The following is a 20,042-nucleotide window of genomic DNA, read 5'->3' as shown; positions in this document are numbered from 1 at the left end:
GGCCGTTCGGCTGATCAACTACTCACCGGAACGCAGGGCACTCTCCACCAGGCTTTTGACCTGTGCCGAAACCGCGTTCGCGTCAGAGTCGGCTACAACCGAGACGTTGGCCTGCGCCTTTGACCCGCCCACCGAGACAAAGTGGATCTGCGGGAACGACGCCGATGACTGTTCCAGCGCCGCGACCGGACCTGCACCCGCAACGAGAACAAGATCACAATCGCCTTGCGCGAGAGTCGCGAGGTAAGTTGCCGCGTTTTCTGCGGTCTGCCGGCCGTCGACCTCGAGGAAGCTGACCTTGCCGTTCGTGGCCAGCGACGCCTGCTGCATCCCGGCCCACACCGGGGCCGCGGCCGGGTCGGACACACCGGCCGCCGGTGTCAGCAGACACGCCGACGACTGCGTGTACACCCGGGCCCGAAGATCCACGCCGTCATCCGACAACCAGACCACCAGACCCACGACAGCGAGGACCAGCACGAGCGCGCCGCCCGCCAGCCATCGCACACGCCGCGATGGCGGCCACCAATCCCGTGGCGGCCGCGCCGTCTTCATCGAACCCTGCAGTCGCTTATCAACTCGTCCACCCAGCACGGCGCAGAGCGTACCCAGCCTGTCCAGTCCCCCGACCAGGACAAACGGCTAGCCCGTCGGCCAGAAGTCAGCAGAATCACTTAGCTGAACGCCTTCGTCCGAACTCGGGATGACCTGAGCGCAAAGGCACGCCGGTTGCCGAATGTCCGGATCTCGCCAGGTGATCGTTCCGCCTACGCGATGCCAGTCGTCGGCTCCTGCCCTGGGTCAGGATGTCGGCGTCTGCCTGGGCATACCGGCCGCCCATCCCGGGCCTACGAGGATGCCGACCCCCCGAAGGAGGCCTTCGACCGCAGGTCCCAGGCCAGAAATTCAGCGGCAGCCGACCGACACCGTTCCACTCGCTGCGCATCATTGTCAATCATCATCAATACGTCGAATGCGTAGCTTGCCGCTACCATGGCATTTTCGCGGCCAGCTTGCTTCGGATATGCGCGGAATACTTCTGCATAGAGCAAAGGTATGCCTTTACGCAGGGCGGCACGGCACTCCGACCAGAGGTTGCTTCCTGCATTGGTCACGCCTGGCGGCTGGTCTTGCGCTGAAGACAGTTGCGCCAGTAGCGCCAACAGGTGCAGACGCGCCGTCACCGCGAGGTCATCGGCCAATGCGTCTAAACACGCCGATATGACTACGGGTGCCGGTTCATAGAGAACCGTTTCCGAGAAAACATGTCCCTCGAGTGCACCTGCGTCGAATTCTGCGTCGGCCCCGGCAAGCCGCGCGAAGCCCCCCTCGAGATGGCTGGCTTGACGGCCGCAGCCGCACCGCAGCTCAGACCAGGCGTATCGTCCGATCCCAAGATCCGCGCGCCTCACGTCGGCATCGTAGGCGATCCAGCCATAGGCCAATAGGGTGAGCGCCATGACGAGCCGATCCGGCTAGCCATCACCCCTGCCCGCAGCCGCACAGTACTGCTTCCCCGCAGCCCCCGAGGCTGCTGGGCCAGCCTCAGGATCTCTTGCGCGTACCTAACTGCGGCGGGTCCGTGCCGGCGCCAGCGGTCTTCGCACGTTTCGGCTTTTGAGTCATCCGCCCGGGGGGCACTCTTAAGTCACTCGTGCAACCTGACACGCGACGGAGCGTAGCCTCACCGATCCGTCACCGACGCCACGAGCACTGGCCGTAAGTAAGGGATCAAGGTGTGGACGTACGTTCCGGTGAGGTGCGAGTCGTCCTGTCGCACCCGAACACCGCCGACGACCGCGTCGCATACCTGCGGGCCGCAAATGTGGTCATTGAGATCGACCGAGGTGACCTTCGGGGAACCGATTCTCGTTACGGCGTCGACGGCCGGGTCGCGGTATTCCCAATCCGATCTCGGTGCTGAGCACGCCGCATAGTCGGTCGGGTGGGCTTCGAGGCAACGGATCGGGTCGGCGTTCGGATACTTGGCGGGATCAGATTTGTCGCCGCCGGCAGGCGCCGGCGCATCGTTGATCACCAGAGTCTTGATGTTGGCGTCCCGGAGAGTGGCGTAGGCGGCAGCGTAAGCGTCGACGGGCTGAAGACCGCCGGCGTCGGGTGTGAACCAGTCTTTGAATCGGGATCGGTAGCCGAGGTTTGAGGTGACCACCAGGGTCGGCTTCAGCCGGACGATACTGCTCAGGACCTCTTGCTCCCAGTCGGCGCAGCGGGCGAACTGGGGCGTGAACATTCGGCGCGGCCACGCCGCGAATGGGCAGCCGGTGGCGTAGTAGGTGATGAGATGCCAGTGCTCGGCCTCCGCGACCGTCGACAAGGCCTCGAGCCATTGCAAGGCGTGGGAGTTGCCCGTCAACACCACCGACACCGGTGACGACACATCTCCGGCATCGCACCGTACGAGCACCCACTCACGGTCGGTGCTGTTGCACTCTCGAGAGTTGAGTCCCGGCTTGTCCTGCGAGATGGCACCGATCTGCCAGGTCGATGATTTCGGAACATACGCACCTTGCAGGGAACGATCACAGGTCGAGCCCCGATCGAGTACGGCGGCGCCGAAGCACCCTTCCGCGCTCGCCACCTGCGCCACGAGTTGACGCTGGTAGCGGTCCTGACGGTGGTTCACCACCCCACTCCAAGTCGCGGCAACAGCAATCACGACCGCCATCCCCGCCGCGCCCATCGCGTACGTCGGCACAAGGCGACGCCACCACGCCACATTCCGTACCGGATCCTCGAGGTACCGCTTCGTCAGCGCCGCCAGCACCAGCGTGGCGACGATGATCGCCGTGTCGTCCTTCCAGCCCCGCGCCGAGTGCAGCGCCGCCGGCTCGATCACCAGCAGCGGCCAGTGCCACAGATAGGTGGAGTAGGAGTGGTCCCCCAGCCACCGCAGTCCCCGAACCGGATACCAGGCCAGCGGGGCGTTCGCCGCGATCACCAGCAACGCTCCCGTGACGGGCACGACCGCTCGCCAGCCCGGGATCGCCGTATCGCCGCTGAATTGCAGCACTGCGGCCATCATCAGCAGCCAACCCGCATACGCCGCAGGCACCCGGGCCCGTCTACCCCACAGCGTCGCCAGCATTCCCGCGATCACCGGAGAGGCCACGGCCAGCAGACCGCCGGCACCGAGTTCCCACACCCGGGTCGTAGACACGAAATACGCCGACGCCGGCGTAGTACGCGTGTAGGTAACGGACCACCACAGCGACGCACCGACCACGACGAGCAGACCCGAGAAGTAAAGCCACCGCCGGTCCCGAAGCCGCCACCCCACCCAGGTCAGCACCAGGATGAACACCGGCCACACGAGATAGAACTGCTCCTCCACCGAAAGCGACCAGTAATGCTGCACCGGGGAAGCCGGCTTCCCGGCTCCGAAATAGTCGACCGAATCGCCGGCAAGCTGCCAGTTGATCCAATAAGTCGCGGCCGCTCGAATCTGACGCGCGGTATCCGCCCACTGTGTTTCCGGAAGCCACCACCACGCCGCCACCGCGGTCGCCACTAAGACGGCCAATGACGCCGGCAACAGCCGCCGCACCCGCCGGGCCCAGAAGTCCAGCAGGCCGCGCAGGTTGGTGGGGACATGCCCCAACAGGTGCGAGGTGATGAGAAACCCGGAAATGACAAAGAAGATATCTACACCGAGAAAACCGCCGGACAACGGCCCGGACGGCCACAGGTGTCCGCACACCACCACACCCACTGCGAATGCCCGCAATGCCTGAATATCGAGCCGGACATCCCGATCACGGATGGGACTGGACATTCGTGAACTCCCTGGTCAAGCATGATCGGCTAGGCGCCGAAAGATGCTATACACCGCAAGATCATCTTGCAAAGTGACCGAGATCATTCATCCAGGCTTTGAGCTATTTTGATGTCTTTGTTTGCCCGGGGACGTAACCGTCATCCCGCACGTCACGTTTCGCATGCCATGTATTGCATGTCACGTTTCGCACGTGTTCAATTGTGGCGCATGTACCCACTTTTATGGGACCTCTGATCAAAGCAGGAGAAACTCAACCAGCTCTTGGATGGAATCTGGTATCCACGGGGTTAGCCGGGTGGCCGGAGTGAACGCGCCGGTCGACCACCCTCAGCCGACCTGAAGCCAGAGACGGCGCTCCGACCACGGGGGCGCTGAACCTACCGCTGGCCCTACACCGAGTCCTTCACGCGGACGTCGACCGCAGCGGCCGTCAATACGGCAAGCAAGACAGTGACGAGGTAGTCACCATCACCGATCAGAACGTTAAGAGTTCGTCCGTGCTGAGCTGCCGGTGTGGACCGCCCGCCGCGAGGAACGCCGGAGCGCAGCGACCTCGCCCATGGGTCCTCCGAATCGAAGGACACTTGGCCCGCGTTCGCCGACAACATGGGGCTGGCCGGCATCCGCCCGAGTGGTTGACCTATTCAGGGCGTGATGAGTGCGCCGAGTGCCCGGCACAGGGCGTCGGTGTCGGTGATGGCTTGCCGGCAGTGCTCCTCGGTGATTGTCAGTCGCTGACCGACTCGGGTCGTACTCGACGGCACTTTGTTCAGGAACTTGTCGTCGACCAGCCCGTCGTTGTGGGTGAACACGTGCCGGGTCGCCCAGAACTCGATCAAGCGCTGCCACCGCTGCCCGTCGATCACGGTCCGCAGGTCCGTGTAGCCCGCGGCGACGAACAGGTCGGCCGTGTCGTTCAGCTGGAATATGTTGCCTTTACCTCGTAGCCGCTGCTCGGCGTCCGTGACCGCGCCGCGGAACACTCCTGAGCCGAGTGCTTCCACCACCCCGACGAGATTCTCGAGGGTGTCCACCCACAGTCGGCTAAAGACACCCTGCTCCCGCAGGCTGGCCGCGGTCTGCTGCGGCAGTTGCGCCAGACCGTCCAGACGGGCGGTCTCCGCAGCGATACGCCGTTGTGAAGCGGCAGGCGCCGGCCGGGCACGGCATCCGGGCCAGGATGAGCATCGCCGTTCCCGGGGTAGAGAGGGCACCTAATCCGGTCGAACCTCGTGAGTGTAGAACGTGGAAATCCCGACGGGGTCCGTCCGCTGTTGGTGGCGGTAGGCCGACCGTGAGGAAGGCCCCACTCCCCGGCTGGAACAGGACGACCCGAGAAGCGAACGCCGGTGGCCGAAAAGGCGACAGGAACCCGAGAGTCGAATCGCTGGCCCTTCTTCTACCAGGGATTCTCGGATAACTGGCCGGATACCGGGGCCTGGTGCCGGCTGCGGCAAGCAGGCTGACGCGGATCAGGTGAGCCCGTGAAAGAGATGATAACGACGAGGCTAGAACCGAAGGACAAGTTGGACATCGCTGTGACTTCGGGCGTGGTGGTGAACGGACCGGAGGACGTCCTCGACTGGCACGCGATCGACTGGGGCGAGCCGCCGCTGAGACCGACTTCGAAATCTGCGCCGGGGCTTCTTGTTCGCTCGGGCAAGCCATCGGAAGCTGGGGGTGACCGATAGCCGACGATTACAAGTAGTGACAGGTCCAATCCTCTTCGATATTATTTTTGTGACCCAGATCCTAGACAACGGGATAAAACGTGCGTTTGCAGCTCCGAGTGGAAGCGGATCCGGACGAGGTTGAGTCCCTGCGAGAGTGGATGGCAGCGGACCCGGAGATCCAGCGTGGCGGCGATCTACGCTACGGCCGTGCCACAGATCCGGCCCACCAAGGAGTCGACATTGAGGTCCTGTCCCTCGCCATCACCAGCACACTAACCACCGGCAATCTGATCATCCAGGTTCTCAATTGGCGTCGCACCCGGCCGAACCCTCCGGCGATCACCGTCTCCCAGGACCGTCCCGACGGCACAGTCGTAAAGATCGAGACGTCCGACCCCGCCGCCGCAGCCGAGGTTGCCCGCAGGCTGAACAACGGCTGATCCGGACGATGGATGTCGCGAACCCGGCGAGCTCGCGCGCCGTGCTGATCGGCTCGTCGGCCTACCGCTGGCTGACGCCGCTGCCGTCCGTTCGCGCCAATCTGGAGGACCTACGTCGGGCGCTGACCGATGAGGACATCTGGGGACTGCCGCCAGCGAATGTTATGACGATCGCGGACGCGACGGACCGGGTCGCGGTCTACGAGACCTTACGCGAGGCCGCGGGCGCTGCCGGAACGGACGGCCTTCTGCTCTTCTACTACGCCGGGCACGGCCTGATCCACGGCGGCGATCTCATCCTAGGCCTGCCAGGCACGGACCCCCAGCACCCGGACGAGCAAGCACTGGCGTACGCCACGCTGCGCGATGCCACCCGGCTGAGCCGTTCGCCGCGCCGGGTCCTCATTCTCGATTGCTGCTTCGCCGGGCGTGCCGGGACGGCCGAAATGTCGGCTGCCGACGCCCTGCGCCGACTTGCGCATTCCGACACCGAGCAGGCCTGCCTGCTGCTCGCAGCTGGCGCTAACCGGCCGGCCAGCGCTCCCGCGGGGGACCGTAACACCGCGTTCACCGGCGCCCTGCTGGACCTTCTGACCATGGGCTCGGAACTCAGCGACCCGGTGCTCACCGTTCAGACCGTCGCCGACGAGGTGGACCGGCACCTACTCGCCAGCGGCCGTGAGCGACCGGAGTTGCGGCTGAGTAACCGGGCCGGCGACATCCCGCTCGCCCGCAACATCCGTATCCGGCGGCGGAACCTTACGGGATCGGTGCTGGAGGCAAGCAAAGAGGTCACCGACCCCGAGCTGCGCGGCGGCCGGATGCTCGTGCTGCGACACGACGACACCGGGGCGATCGGTGTACGCCTCAACCGCCCGGGCGACCCGCTTCCTGAGGCGCTGCACGGCTGGCGCACGAAGATCACCGCACCCAAGCGACTCTTCGACGGCGGCCCTATAGCGCGCGACGCGTTCATCGCCCTCGTGCGGCTTCGGGCCGGCGCTGACCAGCCGATCCGGTTCACCGCGGTCAAGGGCAACCTGGGCTCACTGCCGCTCAGCGACGCGCAACCCTCGGTCCGCGACTGCGTGGCCGATCTGCGAATCTTTGTCGGCTATCTGGGCTGGGGACCCGGCGGACTAGAACAGCTAATCAACGACGGCATTCTCAACGTCGCCGACGTCTCCGCACCGAGGGTGACATTCGCCAGGGACGGTGCGCCATGACCGGGGACCCCGCGATCGACGATGTGCAGGCTCGTATGGTGCGCCTGCTGGTCGAGTGCGAGGAGAACGGCGAGCACATCACGCTGGTAATCGGTTCGGGGTTGGACGACCAGCACGTTCCTCGGGTGTCCGACGTCATCCGGCTGGCCGACCGCTTCGCCGACGGGCGCAATGATGACGGCGACCTGCAGCTTGCGCTGCGCAAAGCCCGCGAGGACTGTGCTGACCCCTCGCCAGCGGCCCTGTACGCGCAGTACCGGCAGGTGCTAGCAGGCTTCCTGTCGAGCGACGAGTTCGACGCCATCGCCCAGCAGGCCGTCCTGCAGCAGTACCGTCCGCCGGACCTGTACGCCACGGCGCTCGGTCGCCGCGGCCTCTGGCAGCCGATGACACTACGGGTCGGTGAGGAATTGGAGAACGACCGGGAGTCGTGGCGGATGCCGCCGTCGGTGCGGGCCCTCGGCGCGCTGCTGGCCAGTCATCCGGACCTGTTCTGTCAGTACGTGCTGACGACGAACGTCGACCCCCTGCTAGAGATTGCGATCCGGCGAGCCGGAGGGCGCGCGGAGAGCCGCCTGCTAGGCGACATCGAACCCGCCCACGCCGACACGACCATCGTGTGTCACCTACACGGCTTCTGGCGTCCCCTGCCGCTGTCGCCGACCGTGCGGCTCAGCGACACCCTCGACGACGCTGTTGTGCAGCGCATCGGCGTGGCGGCATCCGGAGTGCTCGATGGCGACCTGGTGTGTGTGCTCGGCGTGGGTGACCGGTCCGGGACCGTTCGCGCTGCGATCGAGGCCATACCCGACCCCGTACCGGTGATCTGGGTGTCGCACGGCCTGGCAGCACCACCGGCTCTAGACGAACGCATTCCGGTAAGTCACATATTCCCGGTCGACAACTCCCGCCTACTGCCCGCGCTAGCCCGCCGGCTCGGTGTGGCTGTGCCGAGCGAACCGACCCGCAACGTCCAGGTGCGCCATCCGGCATGGGAGCGGTTGTTCGTGTCCCAACCGGACAGCGAGCCGCCGGCCGACCCGCCCGGCCTGCTGCGTGAGATGGAACGCCGCTTCGCCTGGCGAGTGGAATGGGCGGAGCCCGGTCCGCAGGACGTCCAGCCCGCCGTCGTCTTCTGGCCGGTCCGGCTGCGCCGGCGCACCTCGGTGATTCACATGGTGCAGGCGTTCGCGGCCGGCGCGCTCGCTACGCGGCGCGCCCGCGTCGTCGTTGCCCTCGAAGACCTGAGCATCTCGGTCGCCGAGGAACCGCGACGGTCCTTCGAGGCAGACCTGATCCGGTGGATCCGGTACGTCGCACCGGAAGCTCATGTGCGGGTCCAGTCCCTAGCCGCGTTTGTCGGCACGACGACCACCGCAGGGAGCAATACTGTCGAACTTCCGAACGGCGAGGCGCTGCTACGCCCGACCGATCCCTGGCGAGTGGCCCGCGACTTCTACGGCCGGCCGGTGTCGCTATACACGGCGCTGGCCGCAGTCAAGGCGCTACCGCACCTGGCACCGTACGAGCTAGACGACCAGGCAGGGAAGATCGTACAAGACCTGCAGCGGCACAACGCAGACCGGTTGCTGACCCCAACCACAATGTGGGCGTATCTGCACTATCTACTCCGGGAGAACCCCACCAGTTCGCTCATCACCCTCGGCGGACGCGACGAAGGCCTGTTCTGGGAGCAATGGCGCCAGATCTACGGCTTCGGCATCAGCCAGCTGTACAACCCAAGGATCAAGAGCCTCAACCACGAGTCGGGCATGGTGCGCTGGAACTCGGCGGAGGAACTGGCCAACCAGCTGCATCGGTTCCGGGAACTAGACTACTGGGACGACGAGGGGCGCTATATCCACTGGCTGTTCCAGAACGCAGTGTTGCTGCCGACGTACCTGACCAGCCGCCCGCTTCCGTCAGTGGGCGGCTACGTCATCGATTCGTGGGCCGCCTTCGCTGCGGCGCTCGACGATGGCGAACCGGTCTTCGAAATGCTGGCACATCGCGCCACTGAGCTGTACCAAGGAGTCTCTGCCGGGTAGCTTTCAGCTGCGTGGCCGGGTGCGATGTTGCACGTTGCCGTTTACCGTCACGGGATGGCTGAGAGCATGCCGAGCGTTGCCGACCGCCCGATTCGCGACGTATCCAAGGACAACGACGTATGCGCAGCTATCCTCGACCGGTCGCTCATCGCCTACATCGCCGGTGCGCGGTCGCTCGCTGAGTACGGTCTCTGGCTGACTGGCGACGCTAACACCCGCTGCCGCATCGCGTCGCGACTGTTAGCGACCCGCCGAGTCATTGCCGTGTTCCGCGCCGAGAACCGCTTGGCCATGGCCGAGCCGTGGCTACGGGAGGCCGGCGCTGCTGGCGACATCCCGGCTCGCGTGATCCGCGACAAGGGCGATGACGAGGCAATCGGCGCCATGGTTGCGGACGCCGCAAGCGAGTGGCTCAGACAGCGACAGAGTCGATAGCCAGATCACAGTGTCGTTGTGTCGCCAGGCCCGCACGGCAAGCCTGGGCCGCCCCGGCACTGTCGACCAACTGCGACGTCACCTGCGCCAGTCGCCGAATCTGTCGGTCAAGGGCTGGAACCTGGAAGGCATCAACACAGAGCCCTGATCGGCGTCTCGTTCGTTGACTGTGAACTGGCGATGGCCCACTTCGCCGGCGCAGAGATGTCCACCGCCCGCTTCGTCGGCTGCAACCTCTACGGCGCCACATTCGACGAGGCGATGTGCCGTTCCAGGAAGCGAAGTGAGCGCGGCTGGCGAACCGGGTGATATCACCGATGTCGCCGAGCAGCCGGGCGGCACCGGACGGTCCGATCCCGTGCAGTTGCTGCAGGCGGCTGCTGGTGCTGGCGACCAGGTCCTTCAGTTCCTTCTTCGTGGCTAACGTACTCACGGGGGGATCTGGCTGATCGGGCTTGTCTTTCGAGGCCTCTGCGCAACGGCTGGCCGGCGCTGTGTAATGCTACGAACCGGCCAACATGTCGGAGCACTGCCAGATAAGGGTCCGTAGGCGCCGTACGACCGGCCGCTCGCCGAGCATTGGCTCCAGCACCGCAGACACGTCGCGGTAGTTCTGCAGAAGCTCCGGACCGGTCCGCGCACTTCGCTCAAACATCGCCGGGCCGAACCGGACCAGGTCGTCGATCAGGGACTGCAGACTGCAGACTTTGTCCGCCGCGATGACCAGCAACGATCCCTTGGCGAACCCGGCCATCCGGTCTAGGTGGACACGTTTGCGTTCCTCCCAACTCAGCGATGCCCGCTGCATTGCATCGGCGTCGGTGCAGTCATCGACGACGCGGTAAACCTGTTCGCCGAACCGCTGTCGGAGCTCGGTACGGCTGGTATCGGTGTCCTCCAGCACGTCGTGGAGGAGGGCAGCAATGCCCAAATGTTCGTCACCGCCCTCCTCCAACACCACCGCACACGTCGCCAACAGATGCGAAACGTACGGGGTGGCGGTGTTGTGGCGGCGCTGATGCGCATGGCGGCGGGAGGCGAAGGCGAGAGCAGCGTCGAAGGTCTCGGACAGCACTGTCATCGGCCCCTTCTGGCAGTTATGTCCCAGACACGAACGAAGCCGCGTGGTCGACCTGCCGGGCAACCTCGAGGCGGCTGAGGTGCCGCCCGAACTGCAAGCCGCCGCGCGGCGCCGGGTCGGATGGCCGGTAGTAGACGTGGGAGGTGACTCGTTCTCGAGGCCCCCGCAGAACCAATGTCGCACACGCCTGCCGCCGGCTGGTGATTGCCCGGTGCACCACGATGGAGGAGGTAGTGTAGTGCCCCACCATCGCGTTGCGCCTCTCAACGTTGACGCACTTCAGGCCGACGGTGCCGCGCCGTGCCACGGCGGCGATGCGCCCGGCGATGAACGGCCGGTAGGCGTACCGGGCCCAACGTTCGTCGGCGGGGTTGTTCGTCTCCTCGAATTCGTCGAAGTGCTGGTCGCCCCCGAGCAGTAGTGAGGTAAAGCGGAATCGGTGGTCGTGGGGCCGGGACACGTCGTCGGCTGCTCCTGGATCCGCCGGCCAATAGTGCAGCGTCAACCGCGCCGATGGATGCTCGGCCACCACGATCTTGGTAAAGCCGTTGACGTGACGATAGGGCTTACCCGCCGGATACCTCCCGGCTCGCAGCTCGTCCGCCAGGCTGCCCAACAGCGCGGTGATCTCTGACGGCGTGTAGCGGACAAAGGCAGCGAGCAGCTCGTCATAACTGGCCGTCGCCGGCGCGTGGTTCACCGAACCGGGGAGAATATCTATGTTGGTCACTGAAACTCCGTTTTGTACCATACATACATCTTGGCATGATAAATCCGTGTAACCTGTTACAGCGGGGATAACGGCGAGGACCCGCTAACGACCGGTCGGATTTCCGACACGGCTTGCTCTGCATTTCTCTGCGAGCACCGGCGTGGGCCTGCTTCATTTGTCGCTTCCGAGTGCGAGCGAAGCCAACTTAGTGGAATGGGTCTTGTCGGCACACCCCATCGAGACTGCAGTTGCGTCACGACGCGACAGGCCGGACAACGGCTGGACACCCGCCCGATCGTTGGCTTAGTCACGATGGGTCAGAATCACCCGCGAAACGGTCGCCTTGGCGGATTCGGGCAGCAAGGCGACCAAGGCCAGCATCATGGACATGGCGAAGGCGTGGCCCTGTTTGGTGACCAGATTGCGGTAGATGCTGGTGGCTACGGCCTCGAACGGGTCAGTGACCGGTGGCCGTTCCCGGATTCCCGCCCGTACCCCGCTCAGCACTGCCGGGAGCCGATCAGCGCTCATCCACGGCTGCGTCAGGCACCGATTCAGGAGGACTTGCAGGTTGGCGCCGGCTCCGTCGTCGTCTGCGGTGATGCGGACCAGGCCGATGGCGGTCGCGGACACCCAGCCCTGGATCTGCTCCGGTCCGGCGGTCGCGGCGTGCGTCAGCATGGCGAGCAGGAACTCGATCACCGCGTCCGGGTCGGCCCAGGTCGCGGGCCGGGTCAGCGCGAACGCCACTCCACGCGGCACTTGTCCGTCGATTGCTGCGGCAAGATCGAACGTGTCCCGGTCGAATCCGAGGTCGGTGAAGTAGTTGGTGAGCAGGACCGCCTCGGCCGCTGCTCGGAGCTCACGGGGGATCTGTCCCTGGCTCTGGAGGTGCCGGATGAGGTCGATCGTGCCGAAGGTCGGGACGCCCATTTCGGCAGCGACTGAACGCAGACGATGGTCGTCGCACCAGAATGTGGTGCCTTGAGCGGCCGCCATGTCGAGCGATGACAGCCACTCGAATCGCTGGTCGGTATCGGGGAATTTCGTCAACCGTGGCCATGGCCGGCGTGTTGCTTGACGCAGGATCGAGCAGACCAGCGTGGACTGCTCGGCAAGTGCGTCGGCGGTGGCCTCCTCGATTGTCGTGATGGTCGGGCGCTGCTCGACGGGATCCCAGCCGGTCGACATGGTCGAGCGCATGCCGAGTGACTCTTGTCCCCGGATCGCGTCGTGGTAGGCGTCGTCGGTGGCACGGACCTGTCCGAAGCCAGAGAGCAATTGCGAGCGCAGCTGCGGTTCGAGCAGAGCCAGCGTGTGAGCTGCGGTGATGTCGATAACGACGGCGCCGTTCAGGGCGGTCTCTGCTGCGGCCCTGCCGTGTGCCTCTGCCGCCGGGGAATGAGCGTTGACGAAGCCTGCGCCGCGTTTGAGCGATGCCTCGGTGTAGGAGGAGCCGTAGGCGGTGGCGACAAAGCCCAGCGGCAAGTTGGCGCGGTCGAGCTGCTTGACCGCCTCGCTGATAGATTCGTAACGCGCGCGGCTGGTCGACGCGAGCGAGCCGAGCGGATCCTTCTCAGAGATCGTCACCTTACGAAACACCGTGCTGTCGGGGAAGCGCTCGGCATAATCGGACATCGCGGTGTGCAGCGCGGCGAGGTCCTCATCGGTCGTCGACAACTCCTGCCGTTGCAGACCGAAGAAGATCTGGGCGATGAAGACCCCCATCAACTGCTCGTCGTCCGGCCATCGAGCCATCGTGGACAGCCCGCGGGACACAAACTGAGTGCTGGTGTCGAACCGAGCGACCAGGCCGATCCAGGTGCGGGCGTCGTGCCGGTCACGAGGGGCGAAAGGGTCGCCGTCAGGGGTGAGGGCGTTCCACGCACCCTCTCTGTCATTGCGGCGGACCAAGGCGTGCACGAGCGCCCAACGGGCACTTGCGGCGTTGGGGTCGAGCGTCACCAGGTTGCGGGCCTGTTCGATCGCGAGATCCCACTGACCGTCGGCGACGTGAATTTGGAAGATCAACGCGCGGGTGTCGAATTGGCCGGCCCACTCCGGGCCTCCCATGGTTAGCGCGCGTTCGGCGGCCCGAGTCGCTGCTTCGAGCTCTCCTGCGGCCCGCAGGTGGTTTGCCGAAGTGAGCATCAAGCCCGGTTCGCTCCACCGGTGTGCGCTGTCGTTGAGCACTTCAGCGGCCAGCAGGTGCTTCCCGTCGTGCCCGTATCGTTCGGCGAGTAACACCGCGAGTGCCAGGTGTTCGGTGGCGCCGGCGCGCAGGGCTTCGATGGTTCCGCCGCCGGCACCCATGGCGCGGTGAATGGTCTTGATTTCGTCGACCATCCGCGGGTGCTGCTGTTGCATCTTGGAGAGATCCGGGAGATCACCTCCGGTGTGGGCCAGCCCGCGGACCGCCATGAGGAAGTCGGTGTCGGTCTCCGCGACGTCCAAAGCGGCCTGCCACGCCGCGGCGGCGAGCGGGTTCTCGGCGGTGCCGGTCAGCGCCACGGCTTCGACGAGCGCCGCGACGAAGGGATTGCCAAGTTCGGCGGCCAACGTGCGGGCCTCGTCGTGCTGGCCGGTCACGGCGAGCAGTTCCGCCTTCTCCCTACGCAGCCGGGGATCAGCGGCCTCGTGCGGCCAGGCCTCACCCTCGGGTGCCAACTCGATGAGCACCCGCGCTTGCCTCACTTTGCCGACGAGCGTGCGCGCCGTGACCGCGACGACGGTCGCCTCGACGCTGTCGCCGTGCCACGATCGTCGGGCGTTGCGCACCTTGATCGCCAGCGCGGCGGCCTGTTCGGTATCGGCCAGCCGATTAACGGTCTCCCCGTATTGAGCGCGGTAAAGCAGCAGCTCAGCGGCGTAAAGCGCCCTCCCGCTGGCACCCTCGATGTCGGCGGCCTCGAGCGCGTACTTGATCCCCAAGTTTAGGTTGTTCGCTTGGGCATGCAGCCGCGCAAGCAGCTGCAGCCGCATCACCTCGTCCGCGTTCGACGACGTCTGCCACCCTGCCAGGACGTCGATGGCCAGATCCCACTTCTGGCGGTGAACGAGCAGCAAGGCATGTGCAAACACATGCTCGTCGGCCGCACCGGCGAGGAGCTCGTCGACCTCGGCGACGGCCTCCTCGGGCAGCGCCGTCGCCTGCCGGGCCTTCCAATAGCCGGCCGGATAGGCACCACGCTGCACGGCGACGGCGAACAGTCGCGCCGCCGTAGGGTTCTGGCCGTAATCGGAGGCCAATTCGGCCAGCCAGCAGACCACCTCCACAGGTGCCTGAGAGAACCAGTCCGGCGGCTGATCGCCCCACTGCCGAAGGACAGCGCCACGGTCATCAGCCGTGACGATGCTCTGCACCAACTGCTCCACGACCGGCCACGAGTCACGGATCTCAATGGCCCGATCACGGCGCCACGGCCGGAGCATGCGCACCTGGTCGTCGAACGCCCGGGCGGTCGACATCCTGCTCAGAATGGAGCGGTTGCCGTCCTCCACCACCGTGCGGGTGGTGGACGCCTCGGCGCGCGCGTGTTCGATCTGCCGGGCCACTTGCTGCTCGCTATCCACCGAGTCAAGATGACGGGAGATCAGCCGGGCGCCGATCAGACAGATCACGGCTATGGGGACGAGCACGCCCAGCTTGAGGGTGACGTTGCTCGTGAACAGATTGAGCACCACGGCGACGACCGCCTCGCACGCCGTGGTGACCACGATCGCGACCGCCCACAGGCCAACTCTTGGGCCGCGACCCCTGTTCGGGTGGGCAGGGCTTCCGCCCGGCGGCAAGCCAGCCCCCGGGTCGGGGGTGGCAGGCCGGCCAAATCTCCACGACATGCAGGTTGCTCGCCTTCAATTCGTCGCCCCGCCCACGATCCGGCATCTGGACGGACAGCGGCGCCGCACCGACTGTAGGCGCCGGTGGAGTGGCTCGGCGGCAGCCGGGGCGAGGGGCGATTCGGGTGGGCCGCTGGCCCGGTCACCGACCGAGGCGTCTTGCGGCCGTTCAAGGTCTGCGCCGGCGTACGGGGAAGCGCGGCGCGGCCGACGAGGGCTGGTACGTAGAAGGCGGTGGGCTCGGCCAACTCGTTGGTGCGATCGGCCGCTAGTCCGCGAGATAGTCGTGGACACAATGCGCTTCGCCTACTGAGTGCCGTTGCAGAAACAAGACAGCGAACGAACAATCCGGGAAGAGTAGCAAGCGTATTACCGATGGTTCACGATTTCCCGGCAGCTTTGCCGCAGTTCGACGGAAACGGGGACGATCCGGTCGGTTCGCGATACGGCCGGCCCATAACCCGGTCTGAGTCAGCGTGACCTCTCCAAATCCGTGGTTGCGGCGTCTGCCGTCCTGGCGTCGCCGAGATGGAGCGCGGGAGTACCGACCTGGAAGCGTCCGCGGTAAGGCTCGCAGAAAGCCGGTTCGCGCCGCACCGGCACTGCGCCAGCCTCGAGGTCCTTGTTCAGACCTCCGCCAACGTGATCATCAAACTTGCAAACGAAAACGAGGCTCTCGCGCGGCGCCCGGCCGAGAGAACATCATGCTCTTCAAACGGCCAGTTAGCGCAGAGTTTCAACACCTTCGGTCTAACTATGAGGTTTAGGACATTTTCGGTGTAATTCGGAAGTATATGTTCGGCTGGTGAGGCCTACTGGTGACCACTTTTACACCGACTCGTCCGCAGAACGCAACAACGCTGTGGCAGTGTTCGGCTACCTCGATGAGGGTATCGCCTGCTGGACTCCTACCCCGAGCGCAGCGACCACGCCGTTGTTCCGGCTGGTGCATCCGGCCGCGGGTGATCACTTCTACACCACCTCAGCAGCTGAACGTGACAACGCGGTTGCCGCTATTGGGTTCATCGACGAAGGCGTCGCGTGTCACGTCTTCGCCGATGCGCAGGCCGGAACGGTCCCGCTACTACGGCTGTTCCACCCGGGGTCGAAGGACCACTTCTATACGACCTCGCAGGCCGAGCGCACGTTCGCGATCAGCGCGGCCGGCTACATCGACGAAGGTGTCGCCTGCCACGTCTATGACAGTGCCGGGCAAGACCGCGCGCCGTTGTTCCGTGCCTATAAGCGCTACGGCGCGATGGTGGGCCTGCATCTGATCTTGGTGCAGGACTACGCCGATGAGGGCACGGCCTGCCATGTCTTCGCCGCCCCGGCGCCGAACACCACGCCCTTGTTCCGGCTGGTGCATCCGGCCGCGGGTGATCACTTCTACACCACCTCAGCGGCTGAACGTGACAACGCGGTTGCCGCTATTGGGTTCATCGACGAAGGCGTCGCGTGTCACGTCTTCGCCGATGCGCAGGCCGGAACGGTCCCGCTACTACGGCTGTTCCACCCGGGGTCGAAGGACCACTTCTACACCACCTCGGAAGCCGAACGCGATTACGCGGTCAATGCCGCCGGCTACACCTTCGAGGGCATCGCCTGCCATGTCTTCGCCGACCCGCAAGCCGGGACAACACCGCTGTACCGGCTCTACCTGCACCCTCGCGACCACTTCTATACGACCTCGTCCAGTGAGCGGGACAACGCCCTGGTTAACCTGGGACCGAACGTGCCCCTGGACACCGCGGTGCAGGCCATGCAAGAGGTCTATGACACCGTCGGGATCAAGGTACAGATCAAATCTGTCCGCCGACGGAGCTTGCCTGCTCTCGTGGACCTCGACGTGGGCGCCTGTAGCCAAGGCCTCGTCACTACCGAGCAGGCGCAGCTCTACGCCGAGCGTGACGGCATGCAACCGACCGACATCGCGGTCTTCTTCGTCCGATCCACGATCCCACCGTTGAACGGGTGCGCGGCTCATCCCGGCGGCCAGCCGGGCGCGGCGATCGCGGCTGGGGCAACGCGCTGGACGCTCGGCCACGAGGTCGGGCATGTGCTCGGCCTCGACCACGTGAACAACAACAATCAGTTGATGACCGGCAACGGCACCGGCAGGATCGCCAACCCGCCTCCGGACCTCACACCGGCTGAAGGTGCGACCATGGACCAAAGCGCCCTGACCATCGACATCTAGGAGCAGCGATGCCCGTCGACATGAACGACGTTCGCGCCGCCCTCGAGCGGGACGAACCCGACTACCGCCAAGCCCAGCAGCTGGGCTCGGAGGCCCTGCCTCACCTGGCCGCCCTGGTCCGCGGGGACGACCCGATGCTCGCCGCCAAAGCGGTCTATCTCGCCAGCCTCCTCGGGCACGAAGCCGTCAAAGTCGTCGCCGACGCGGCGAGCCATCCCGACCCGACCGTTCGCGTCGCCGCAGCCGCGGCCACGCGGCACCTGCCCGCTCCCGCGGTGACCGACATCGTCATCGGGCTCACGGCTGACGCCGACAGCGGGGTCGCCCGGGTGGCCCTGAAGTCTGTGCCCGAACACCCCTCAGTGGAACTACGCGGACAGCTGCAAGACCTGCAGCGCACGAGCAAGAACCCCGATGTGCGGGAGCTCGCGACGCGAATCTTGACCGATTCTGATGCATGACCCGGGTGGCTGAGCAGCCGAGCGAGAATGCAGGCGAACAGCCCACTACACTCGGGTGACACAGCTCCGCGCCTCGCCGCTCGAGCGCGCGATCCGCCGCGACGGTACGGCCGTCCGGCAACACCACATCTTCCGCGTCAACTCACATGGATCTGCGATGGCCACCTAAGCCACGCCAGCAGACGTGACTGCCCTGAGGCATACAGTGCCGCGGAGACGCCCGGCGACCCTGCGGCCCACCAGGACACCGGCGACAGCAGCGGCCAGGACCAGCCAGCCGGTTCGGCGCGACGGAGTCACATCTGCACTATCGGTGGCGAGGCACTGAGCTTGAGGAACGTAACCGCTCAGGTGGCCAGGGTGCGTTACGGCCTTTGGACGCCAGCGGCTGACGCAACCCCACCTGGATACGCCGATCATCCGCCGAGAATCTGAGCGACGCGTACCGACCCGCGCTGCAACGAGATAGGGAGGGATATGAAGAACACCTGTTCACGCTGCTGAACACTGATGTTCACGCATGCAATCCGGGCGTTTGGGTTGCTAATGCGTCCGGTGTCCGATGGGCCGGCGGTGCTGTTGATCATTTTCCAGACGCCGTTGATCTTCCCGGCCATACGATCCGGCGATGCCACCACGCCTACGCAGACTGCTCGCACCACCGCTGGTGGTCCTGGCCTTCGCGTTGTCGCTCACCGTCTCCCTGCGGGTGCGACCTGCCACATACCGGATCGAGCCCACCACGGCCGGCATCGCGGTCTACTTACTCTTAGCGGCGGCGAGCGCGGCCGTTCCGGCCGTAACGTACGCCCTGGTCACCGGCGCCTTTCGTCGCCGGCCAGCCGCCTGGGACAGCAATCCGGCCGGACATCGGTTCAGCGCGCCGCCGTCTCCGCGGCAGGCAGCGGCCATGATCACCTCGGCGGGCCTGGTCGCGCAGGTCGTTCCGGTTGAGCGGGTGCCGAATCAAGATCAGGTGCGGATCGCGCAACTCGGCGCGTTCACGATGATCATGATCGTCGTCGTGGCGGTGTATTTGATCACCATCGTGGTGCTGTCGATGACCAACAGCCCGAGCATTGTTCTAAGCCCGAAGGGGCTGACCCTGCGCCGTCCCCTCCGGCGCGACGAGATCCGGTGGGACAAGTTGCTGCCTGGCGGGCCACCACGACCGGCGAAACGAAATCCGGGCACGATCGACGTGCTCCGATCCGCGGCGACGCCGGGGCGGCCGGCCGAGCGGCTGTCACTGCCATCCGATGGACTACACATCGATGCGGCATTCCTGGCGTACGCGATCCGCTGGTATGTCGAGCACCCTGACCGCAGGGCCCAGATCGGGAACGCCCTGGAGCTGGCCGAACTCCTGCGCGGATTCGCCAGCGAGAACGCAACTCCGCCATAAGACGAGCATGAGTGTACTGATCGCGCACCCGTCCCAGGCGACACGCGCACACGGCAGTCCAGTCCACCGTCACCGGCGCGACCAGGCGCAGGCGCGACCAGGCGCAGGCGAGTCCGCAGTCGCGTGCGCCGGCGAGCAACTCAGCCACCGAGAGTGACGCCTTACCGCGCGGTGGCGGGCTGGCCACCGTCCGGCAGCGTCGGCGCACCACAGCCCGGTCGGGCGTACGGCTTCCGATGCGTCGCCCTGAAGCCGCCGATCGGCGCGCCCTCGTCCGGTGGCAACTCGGCGCGCGCGAGAGCGGTCGAGCCCAGCGGCATGTTCGCTCCATCGCCCGTCACCGTCCGCGCGACCGTGATAGCGTCCGACTTATATGCAGAACGACTCTGGATAGCTTCTCTGGACTGTTCGGTACTCCATCGGACTGGCGCCGTCTTCGACAGACGATCACCCCAGGATCACCCCGAGCCGCATAGGACGAGACCTCTCGCTTCGGCGATTACGTTTATGCAGGTCAAGGGCCAGTTTCCATCGGCAACCCTTGATCCGATCGGTCGTCTCCTGCGGACTTTTAATCCTTAGGTTCGGGGTTCGAGTCCCCGGCGGCCCACGAGTGGGTGGGTGTCCCCTGTCCGCAGAGAGCGCGGACCGGACCCACTCGTCATGTCTGCTCCGGGGGCCGAGCCCCCGGAAGCCCCGCGTTGCGGTGGTTGCGCTCAGCCCGG

General features: G+C 65.7%; 16 protein-coding genes, 1 tRNA gene and 1 pseudogene. 9 read left to right on the top strand and 9 right to left on the bottom strand.

Features of this window, described 5'->3' with window-relative positions:
* Window positions 1-18: 18 nt before the first annotated feature.
* The 4 genes from Ato02nite_RS48070 to Ato02nite_RS48055 all read right to left on the bottom strand — a co-directional run bounded on the left by Ato02nite_RS48070 (window position 19) and on the right by Ato02nite_RS48055 (window position 4,830).
* Entirely contained in the window at window positions 19-507 is a 489-nt protein-coding gene (locus Ato02nite_RS48070) for a type 1 periplasmic-binding domain-containing protein (RefSeq protein ID WP_213013443.1), read from the bottom strand.
* A gap of 341 nt (window positions 508-848) precedes the next feature.
* Entirely contained in the window at window positions 849-1,460 is a 612-nt protein-coding gene (locus tag Ato02nite_RS48065; RefSeq protein ID WP_213013442.1) for a hypothetical protein, read from the bottom strand.
* A gap of 224 nt (window positions 1,461-1,684) precedes the next feature.
* A complete protein-coding gene (locus tag Ato02nite_RS48060; RefSeq protein ID WP_213013441.1) occupies window positions 1,685-3,793 on the bottom strand; it encodes an acyltransferase family protein in 2,109 nt (702 codons plus the stop codon).
* Window positions 3,794-4,440: 647 nt separating this feature from the next.
* Entirely contained in the window at window positions 4,441-4,830 is a 390-nt protein-coding gene (locus Ato02nite_RS48055; protein WP_213013440.1) for a hypothetical protein, read from the bottom strand.
* A gap of 737 nt (window positions 4,831-5,567) precedes the next feature.
* Between Ato02nite_RS48055 and Ato02nite_RS48050 the strand changes: the two genes are divergently transcribed.
* From Ato02nite_RS48050 to Ato02nite_RS53470, 5 genes are read left to right on the top strand one after another with little or no spacing between them, the layout of a single operon-like run.
* On the top strand, window positions 5,568-5,909 hold the full coding sequence (locus tag Ato02nite_RS48050; protein WP_213013439.1) for an effector-associated constant component EACC1: 342 nt from the start codon (window positions 5,568-5,570) through the stop codon (window positions 5,907-5,909).
* Between the two features lie 8 nt (window positions 5,910-5,917).
* Window positions 5,918-7,135 carry a YqgE/AlgH family protein gene (locus Ato02nite_RS48045; protein WP_213013438.1) on the top strand — a complete coding sequence of 406 codons (1,218 nt, stop codon included), beginning with the start codon at window positions 5,918-5,920 and terminating at the stop codon, window positions 7,133-7,135.
* Window positions 7,132-9,183 (top strand): hypothetical protein, encoded by a 2,052-nt coding sequence (locus Ato02nite_RS48040; RefSeq protein ID WP_213013437.1) that lies wholly within the window; start codon window positions 7,132-7,134, stop codon window positions 9,181-9,183. The genes Ato02nite_RS48045 and Ato02nite_RS48040 overlap by 4 nt, the downstream gene beginning before the upstream one ends.
* Before the next feature lie 54 nt (window positions 9,184-9,237).
* The gene (locus Ato02nite_RS48035; RefSeq protein ID WP_213013436.1) at window positions 9,238-9,618 is read left to right on the top strand and encodes a hypothetical protein; all 381 of its coding nucleotides are present in this window, start codon (window positions 9,238-9,240) and stop codon (window positions 9,616-9,618) included.
* A gap of 18 nt (window positions 9,619-9,636) precedes the next feature.
* Window positions 9,637-9,927, top strand: a complete 291-nt coding sequence (locus Ato02nite_RS53470; protein ID WP_498371298.1) for a pentapeptide repeat-containing protein — start codon at window positions 9,637-9,639, stop codon at window positions 9,925-9,927.
* On the opposite strand, the pseudogene Ato02nite_RS53145 reads toward Ato02nite_RS53470, so the two are convergent.
* From Ato02nite_RS53145 to Ato02nite_RS48010, 4 genes and pseudogenes are all read right to left on the bottom strand, one after another.
* Window positions 9,881-10,051 (bottom strand): annotated as a pseudogene (locus Ato02nite_RS53145) (transposase); the annotation flags it as partial. The gene Ato02nite_RS53470 and the pseudogene Ato02nite_RS53145 overlap by 47 nt on opposite strands.
* A 69-nt stretch (window positions 10,052-10,120) precedes the next feature.
* On the bottom strand, window positions 10,121-10,699 hold the full coding sequence (locus Ato02nite_RS48020; RefSeq protein ID WP_213013434.1) for an HD domain-containing protein: 579 nt from the start codon (window positions 10,697-10,699) through the stop codon (window positions 10,121-10,123).
* A 16-nt stretch (window positions 10,700-10,715) separates the two neighbouring features.
* Window positions 10,716-11,429, bottom strand: a complete 714-nt coding sequence (locus tag Ato02nite_RS48015) for a hypothetical protein (protein WP_213013433.1) — start codon at window positions 11,427-11,429, stop codon at window positions 10,716-10,718.
* A gap of 285 nt (window positions 11,430-11,714) precedes the next feature.
* Window positions 11,715-15,128: a PIN domain-containing protein gene (locus tag Ato02nite_RS48010; RefSeq protein ID WP_213013432.1), complete on the bottom strand. Its 3,414-nt coding sequence runs from the start codon at window positions 15,126-15,128 to the stop codon at window positions 11,715-11,717.
* A gap of 928 nt (window positions 15,129-16,056) precedes the next feature.
* Here Ato02nite_RS48010 and Ato02nite_RS48005 point away from each other — a divergent pair.
* The 3 genes from Ato02nite_RS48005 (at window position 16,057) to Ato02nite_RS47995 (ending at window position 19,317) form a co-directional block, all read left to right on the top strand.
* Window positions 16,057-17,451, top strand: coding sequence for a hypothetical protein (locus Ato02nite_RS48005; RefSeq protein ID WP_281419907.1), 1,395 nt, complete (start codon window positions 16,057-16,059; stop codon window positions 17,449-17,451).
* Between the two features lie 8 nt (window positions 17,452-17,459).
* Complete coding sequence (locus Ato02nite_RS48000; protein ID WP_213013430.1) at window positions 17,460-17,912, top strand: HEAT repeat domain-containing protein; 453 nt, start codon at window positions 17,460-17,462, stop codon at window positions 17,910-17,912.
* Window positions 17,913-18,540: 628 nt separating this feature from the next.
* A complete protein-coding gene (locus Ato02nite_RS47995; RefSeq protein WP_213013429.1) occupies window positions 18,541-19,317 on the top strand; it encodes a hypothetical protein in 777 nt (258 codons plus the stop codon).
* Window positions 19,318-19,478: 161 nt separating this feature from the next.
* On the opposite strand, the gene Ato02nite_RS47990 is transcribed toward Ato02nite_RS47995, so the two are convergent.
* The gene (locus tag Ato02nite_RS47990) at window positions 19,479-19,637 is read right to left on the bottom strand and encodes a hypothetical protein (protein ID WP_213013428.1); all 159 of its coding nucleotides are present in this window, start codon (window positions 19,635-19,637) and stop codon (window positions 19,479-19,481) included.
* A gap of 198 nt (window positions 19,638-19,835) precedes the next feature.
* Between Ato02nite_RS47990 and Ato02nite_RS47985 the strand changes: the two genes are divergently transcribed.
* Window positions 19,836-19,927, top strand: a tRNA-Lys gene (locus tag Ato02nite_RS47985).
* Window positions 19,928-20,042: the final 115 nt, after the last annotated feature.

Source organism: Paractinoplanes toevensis (assembly GCF_018332695.1).
Lineage (GTDB): Bacteria > Actinomycetota > Actinomycetes > Mycobacteriales > Micromonosporaceae > Actinoplanes > Actinoplanes toevensis.
The sequence above is the reverse complement of the archived record's forward strand: the minus strand, read 5'-3'. Positions and strand labels throughout refer to the sequence as shown.